This is a genomic window from Bartonella japonica, assembly GCF_040545385.1.
Classification (GTDB): domain Bacteria; phylum Pseudomonadota; class Alphaproteobacteria; order Rhizobiales; family Rhizobiaceae; genus Bartonella; species Bartonella japonica.
In genome coordinates this window covers 1-6,813 of the sequence record NZ_JBEPLT010000029.1, presented here as the reverse complement: position 1 = coordinate 6,813, position 6,813 = coordinate 1, and the positions used below count along the sequence as shown (strand labels likewise).

The window sequence follows — 6,813 nt, the reverse complement described above, 5'->3', positions numbered from 1 at the left end:
TCAACGGTATTTTCAAATTGTTGCAAGTCCTGACAAAGAAACTCTTCTGCTTGCTTTTCAGTGATGGTCATGCCTTTGTGAATAAAAGGTTTTCCGGCACTGCTGGTATGTCCATAACCGATTGTCCATACACCAATGGCATCTTTATAGGCATTTAAACGCAGACCTTCCCATTGTTTAATGAGTGCAAGCCCTTCTTTAGATATTTTTCGCATACATTCCTCCATAAAAAAGCCTCGCATCAAGCGAGGCTGTACTGAATATAAAAATCCATTTCTTTCCCAATTTCTAAGAACAAGAAAAAGATGAACTTTGATTAAATCATAAGGTTAGCGGTTGGTGGCGATGCCTAGCGGTTGGTGGCGATGCCTAGCGGTGTGAGTGGTGGAAAAGACAGTTTGATACATGCAATGTAAGAAATATGCCGATGAATGAAGTTGATAATAGAATATATCATATTTCAAATACACTTCACCATCCTACTGTCTTAAAGGACAATATTCTAAAAACTTCAAACATTAAAGGTGAAATTACAAAACAGTAATAAATTTTGATACTATAAAACCTACCCCGCAGACGTCATTAAATACTATTTTTCATATTTTGTCAATAGAAAAGTGGTATTTAATGTTTTTGAAGCGGTTCACTTGTTACGCAGTAAAGCCTATCTATTTCATGTGTTTATGCGAAAAATCTGTCGTTTGAATGAGAAAGCTTTTTCAAATACGCAAAAAAACAATTTTCTCTTCTTTGGGAAAAAAATCTGGTTGTATAAAGATTAAATTATAAGATGAGTTTCCGGAGCCGGGGGGCAAACCTTTTGCACATAAATAGTCGTTTCTGGCTTGTAGATACCGTTGGTTATTGGAGCGGTGGTTTCTAGGATGATTTGGAAATAATTTCTTAAGCCGTTATTCCATTCATAAATTTTCCGTAAGATGCTTTCCATAAGATAGTATCAATGCTTTATATAGGGACATAATACGGAAATGTTGACGCATCTGTATTGTCATGGAGATTTTTATTCTTACGTTGTACCTTCAAAATATTGATAAAGCGCATTAAGAATAAGACGTAGTGAACACACAAGAGAGGGGATAGGCTTATCTTCTACAACAAGATATTGTAGGGTTGCTTCAAAGTTATGTTGATGATGCAGACTTTGTGCTTCTTTAATTGCCTTTTTCATGCCATCATAGTAGTCGGTTGCCTTTTTAACCCACTGTATGTGCGCTTTTTCGTCCGATTTTGCGTGAGTAAAGTCATCGTAATAGCCGTGGGGCAAACCTTTTGCACATAAATAGTCGTTTCTGGCTTGTAGATACCGTTGCGCAGCATCATATTGCTCTTTACTAATACTTGATGCAGCTTGTTTATATCCAAGTAAATATAGTCGCCCAATATAGGAACTCGAAAGCGGATTTTGGGCTTCTTCTATACTTAAGCCAAAGTGTTTTGCACGCATTGCAATCGTGGTTTCAGGAGGAGTTGTGCGCGGATTTTTTGCACGGGAAATACGGCCATTGGGTTCTCTTAGCTTTCCCAGTATCCTAGGTCGTCCGCGTTTTTTACCTATTTTCATGAATATACCCTTTGAATTTAAAAATGATTGCTTGTTAAAAGAAAGAGCCGTGCAAAAAACCTTGAAGACAATGCTATCTGGAAAACAGAAATAGCGGTTGCTTATGAAAAGCAGGGAGAAGCTTATCCTTTTATGCTTCAAGAAAAAGCTCTACTTTGAAGGGAGAAAAATAATCTTTGTTGCGAGGAGGGCAACACACCTTTTATCTTGTTTTTTACGGTTGATTATTTGCTTTCTACAAAAGTTTTTGAACTTATGTTGAGAGATTAGAAGAGCAGTTTTTGCTAAATTGAACAAAAAAACGCAAGTGCGTTATTAAATGGTGTAATGATTGTATTTTCTCATGGAGTATTTATTCGTCTCTTTGTGGGAGAAGGGGTTGTAGAAATTTCTAACCCAAGCTTTCAGAAACTATTGCTTGGTTGTTAAGTACAGCACAAAGATGTTTTTGAGGGACATCATAGTGTTTAAGTGTATCTTTATATCTTTTTAGAGGATAATTTTTATATTTTGAACAGGAATATATGTGCAATAAAAAAATTTATCCTTCATTATCATACCATATTCTTTTTTAAATTTTCAAATAAAATATCAATTATATACTGATAATGTGGTATAAAAGATAAAGTAAGTAACAAGTTTAGATCATTTTTTCTTTTTTGTCTAAGAGTATCCTTTATAAGATATAAAGTGAATATTTTATCTCTTCCCTTCTTATAGGAGATTAGGGTGCTTTATTCTTCCTTTATGATGCATGAGCGAGTCTCTTGCAATATATTCAAGAATTGAAAAGAGTGATGAATGAAAGCAATACACTCTTTGAGCAGCCACTTGACAGAATATCCTTGAAAAAAATCACTAACATCAAAGAGGTATGAGAAAAAAGCAAGACAATGAAGAAATGCTCATTATAAAGCTTTAACAGGGGGGATGGAAGAGTGTGAGATTGATCAACTGCTTTTCTCGCTCCCAATGTAAGTACTTAAGGATATGGCATCTCACTTCGGAAAACAGGGCACCTCTTATGCTCTGTTGTATTTTGAGGTTTTGCTTTTCTTGAGGGGAATGAAAACTTGCTGTCTTACCAAAAAAGCTGTGTAGAAGGAAAGTATCTTGGTTTTGAGGAAAGCATCAGAAAGCTACCTTGATCGTAATGTACTGTTGGTTCAAGATGTGGTAAAGGCACAGCAATACAGTTAGATTTTGCAGATTGCAGGGAAATGATCAAACGAAAAAAAGAGGGGGATGTTATCCGTTTTTAGAACCGGTGATCTCTCTTTGTGTCATAGAAAAACTTAGCATAGAGAAATAGTAGAGGCACAAAATAAAAATGAAGCGGACAAAAATTTATTGCATATGATGTGAAGAGGATATTTGAAGTTTGGGGGAAAAACATTGCCCTGATATTCTCTTCATTATTAAAAATGGTGCATGTGTATTGATTGATATAAAATTGGCCACGGTGTATAAACCATTGTTGGAGGAAATCAAGAGCTGCTTTATACAGAAAATCAAGAATACTTTGGGAGCTTAACGGTAAAGAACAAAAAGGGAATGAATGAAGAGGAAAATTCAACACTTGAGAAAAAGCTATGTTTTTTTCCTTCAAAGAAGCGAAAAGTTTTCCGCGGAAATATAAAACAATATCGTGCAATCTTCTCGTCATGTTTTGCATATTTCTCATTATGATATCTCTAGACGGTTCTGCTTTGGCAAGCCCTTTGGGACGCAGATTGCAGTGGGACATATGAGAGATGAGTGGGAAATCTTATTTTTCTCTTATCTATTTTCATGTGGATCTGTCTTTTTGCACCTTTTCCTGTTCTTTGGGGATTCTACAGCATTCGCGAGCGTAAATTCAAAAGAACAATGCAGAAAAATCTTTAGTGTTCGAATGGTCATTTCATTCACGTGTTTGTTAAAATGTACTCTTATGAGAAAAAGGAAAAGTAAATGAAGGGGGAAAATTCAGTAACTGATACAAAATTACATAAAAAACCGAGAAAATTTTCGCTTGAACAAGCATTTCTTTCTAAGAGAGATTATAAAATCATCTTTTCAATCGCTGTGATCATTGTGTTATGTATGGTGGCTCTTTTGATGCCAGCCATATGGCAATGGAGCTGTCTGTCATGGTTGAAGAACGCGTTTTTTATTCTTTATATGGCGCTAAAATTTATAAAAATGTATGTTTATATCATTACACCAATTATGTTGGTACTTTACATCTTATTGGGGTATTTGTTGAAAAAAGATATTCAGAAGTTGGAAGAGGTAATCCACAAACGGGGTAAAATGACTTCTATACAAAACAATGAAGATGGGCAATAGAGGAAAAATGTACGATGGATCAATGATGATGAGTGAAGTATTTGGCTTATTTATAATGGTTTTTGCTATTTTCATTATCGCATTTATTCTTGCGCTTTATTATTCTGTCTTCAAGCGGGCAAGACTATATTACAATGTAAAAAAAGAACTGAAAAAAGTCATGAACGGGCAGAATATAGCATTTGAGCAGTCATGTGATGAAAAAACAATGTCTCAATAGATGTATGAGAAAAAACAGGACATGAAGAAATTCTAACGATGGAAAGCGCTCAGAACTTTTGAATAATTTAGAGTTCTTGGTTGAAAAATCTAGGGTAATCGGTTGAAGAATCTAGAGTGGGTGGTGAAGATCTAGGGGGAAAAGGGATTATCTGCCCACCTGTTTTTGCCTAGATTGAGACGTATAAATTCTCTATGATGGCGAAGAGGTAAAAAATGATGATGAAGATAAAAAATTGTCCAAAATTTAACAGTGGACTTTTCGTTGTAAGCAGTATTTTTGCTGTAGATTATCAGATTATCGATCTTTTCAAATATAAAGCTTTCCTAGGTTTACAACTGAATTTTGAGGCAGAAAGATTGTCAATTTTTTAAGGAAAGGTGCATGAGGAACGCTTAAAAAAGCCCTTCATGAAGTTTTAGAAAAGGCTGTGGAAGAACTTGTTTATACACAGCTTCGTTGCATCTTGGAGATATTGCTTTGCTCGCAGATGTTGAAAGTTTGCAATCTTATAGAAAATGCTTTGCAGAAGGAAAGCACCTTGGTTGTGAGGAAAATACCTCAAAAAACACCTTGATATTGCATGTGTCGCGTTCTCGATCTCAGATCTATGTGTCCCAATTTGATTAATAAAAAAGAGCTTTTCATGGAAAAGTTGTTAAGGCGCAAAAACAAAAATTAAGAAAACGAGGATACATCGTGAGCGATGAGAACAAAATATTAAAAGTCGAAGAAAAAAACATTGTTCCGATATTTGTCACCATTAAAATATTTGTCATCATTAAAGATGATGAACGAAAGATGGTGAACGCGCATTGATTGATATAAACACTCATTGATTAATATAAAAATGTGATTATTTCGAGTAAAACGTTATCGAAAAAAATAAAGAACGTCTTCATATAATATCAAGAAGCGCTCAAAATTGAAAAATAAAGGGTAACGGAAAAGTTTTTAAAAAAAATGGACACAAAATAATTTAAAGAAAAATGTGGGGGGAAATTGCTAATATTAAACCTGATGTTATTCGGTTTTTAAAAAAGTTGTTGCTTGATTTTTAAGGAAAAGATGCGTGGCGTTCGTGGCGTCAAAAATATTACCCTCCAGAGCAGTCATAGAATGCTATTCATGCCTATCAAAATGTAAACCTTGTCTCTAGCTGTTTTGTATTTCTTTTGCCTTAATGAAGTGTAGAAAAAAAACTAAAGCAAAATCAAGGTAAAATTATTTCCAATAAATCTACGTTTTCCAATAAGCCTATAACAGTATATTATATGAGTAATCAGTGCGTGAAGCCTTAAGAAATCAACTTTAAGAGAAATAAATCTTATGACAAATAAGGATGAAACTCAGATGTGCTCCCTTTAAGGACAGAGGGTAAGCAAAACAAAGAAGTCATAAATACTAGAATAATATCATTATTAATAGAAAGAAAAACACATTCAAAACAAGGCTCCATTTTTGCTAGAGCCTTGTCAATATTTAACCGTTACACTCCATACTTGGTAGGAGGTTCCTTTAGAAACTATGGGATACCAACATTCTACGCCGCAACAAATGTTTTTACGCAAAAGACAATAACAGAATGCAAAAAGTAAAATATTTTAGAATTTAAATTTTGTCCTTTTTTATATGTCATATAAATTTCTATATCTTTTTGGTATGTTACACTGTTACTTGGTGTCACGGTATATTCAATGTGTTTTATGCACCACTTGCTGGTTAAAGAAGCTATAAATTAGTTTCGTCCACAGTATGAGGAGCAACAATAGGAGAGGGTTGTTTATCTACTACAGTCTCAGATTCTTTGAGTGCAAGCGCTAGATTACTTATAACTGCACTTGCTATGAAAAAATATCTGATATTCATAGGTTTTCTCCTATATTTATTAAAATAATAAATATCAAAAATGGAATATATCTAGATTCATTTTAAGTAACTATAGTAAAAATACAACAATCATAAAAAAGAATAATATTTGCCCACAAATTGACAAAATTTACCCTTAATTGCCTCAATCAATTCTTTCAAACTTTATTTATGAATTCATAAAAGTAGGTTTTGGAGATTCTAAATATTCATTATGATGGGTGACAAAAAGGCTTGTTGGTAAACTTCTATTTTGCACCACAGTAAAGGGGCTCATAAAATAAAATGTCAGTGTATCTCTATAAAGTATCTCTATAAAAAATAAACACATCTTATGATGTGTTGGGGTGTATCCTGCGAGTATTAGGGTACCTCTCATAAAGGTTGGGGTGTATCCTGCGAGGACAAGGATACATCCCATAAAGGGTGGGGTGTATTCTGCGAGGACAAGGATACATCCCATAAAGGGTGGGGTGTATTCTGCGAGGACAAGGATACATCCCATAAAGGTTGGGGTGTATCCTGCGAGGACAAGGATACATCCCATAAAGGTTGGGGTGTATCCTGCGAGGACAAGGATACATCCCACAAAGGTTGGGGTGTATCCTGCGAGGACAAGGATACATCCCACAAAGGTTGGGGTGTATCCTGTGAGGGTCGGGATACATCCCACGAAGGTTGGGGTGTATCCTGTGAGGGTCGGGATACATCCCACAAAGGTTGGGGTGTATCCTGTGAGGGTCGGGATACATCCCACAAAGGTTGGGGTGTATCCTGTGAGGGTCGGGATACATCCCACAAAGGTTGGGGT

General features: G+C 35.2%; 5 protein-coding genes. 2 read left to right on the top strand and 3 right to left on the bottom strand.

Annotation, left to right across the window (positions count from 1 at the left end):
* Together ABID39_RS07455 and ABID39_RS07450 are read right to left on the bottom strand one after the other, a co-directional pair.
* On the bottom strand, positions 1-215 hold a 215-nt coding region (locus tag ABID39_RS07455; protein ID WP_354187494.1), incomplete at its 3' end, for a lysozyme.
* Positions 216-1,027: 812 nt separating this feature from the next.
* The gene (locus tag ABID39_RS07450) at positions 1,028-1,582 is read right to left on the bottom strand and encodes a hypothetical protein (RefSeq protein WP_354187492.1); all 555 of its coding nucleotides are present in this window, start codon (positions 1,580-1,582) and stop codon (positions 1,028-1,030) included.
* Between the two features lie 2,132 nt (positions 1,583-3,714).
* Between ABID39_RS07450 and ABID39_RS07445 the strand changes: the two genes are divergently transcribed.
* A complete protein-coding gene (locus ABID39_RS07445; protein WP_354187490.1) occupies positions 3,715-3,876 on the top strand; it encodes a hypothetical protein in 162 nt (53 codons plus the stop codon).
* Between the two features lie 1,988 nt (positions 3,877-5,864).
* On the opposite strand, the gene ABID39_RS07440 is transcribed toward ABID39_RS07445, so the two are convergent.
* A complete protein-coding gene (locus tag ABID39_RS07440) occupies positions 5,865-6,002 on the bottom strand; it encodes a hypothetical protein (RefSeq protein WP_354187488.1) in 138 nt (45 codons plus the stop codon).
* A gap of 347 nt (positions 6,003-6,349) precedes the next feature.
* On the opposite strand from ABID39_RS07440, the gene ABID39_RS07435 reads away from it, so the two are divergent.
* The coding region (locus ABID39_RS07435; RefSeq protein ID WP_354187486.1) for a ribosomal eL19 family protein at positions 6,350-6,813 on the top strand (464 nt) is incomplete at its 3' end.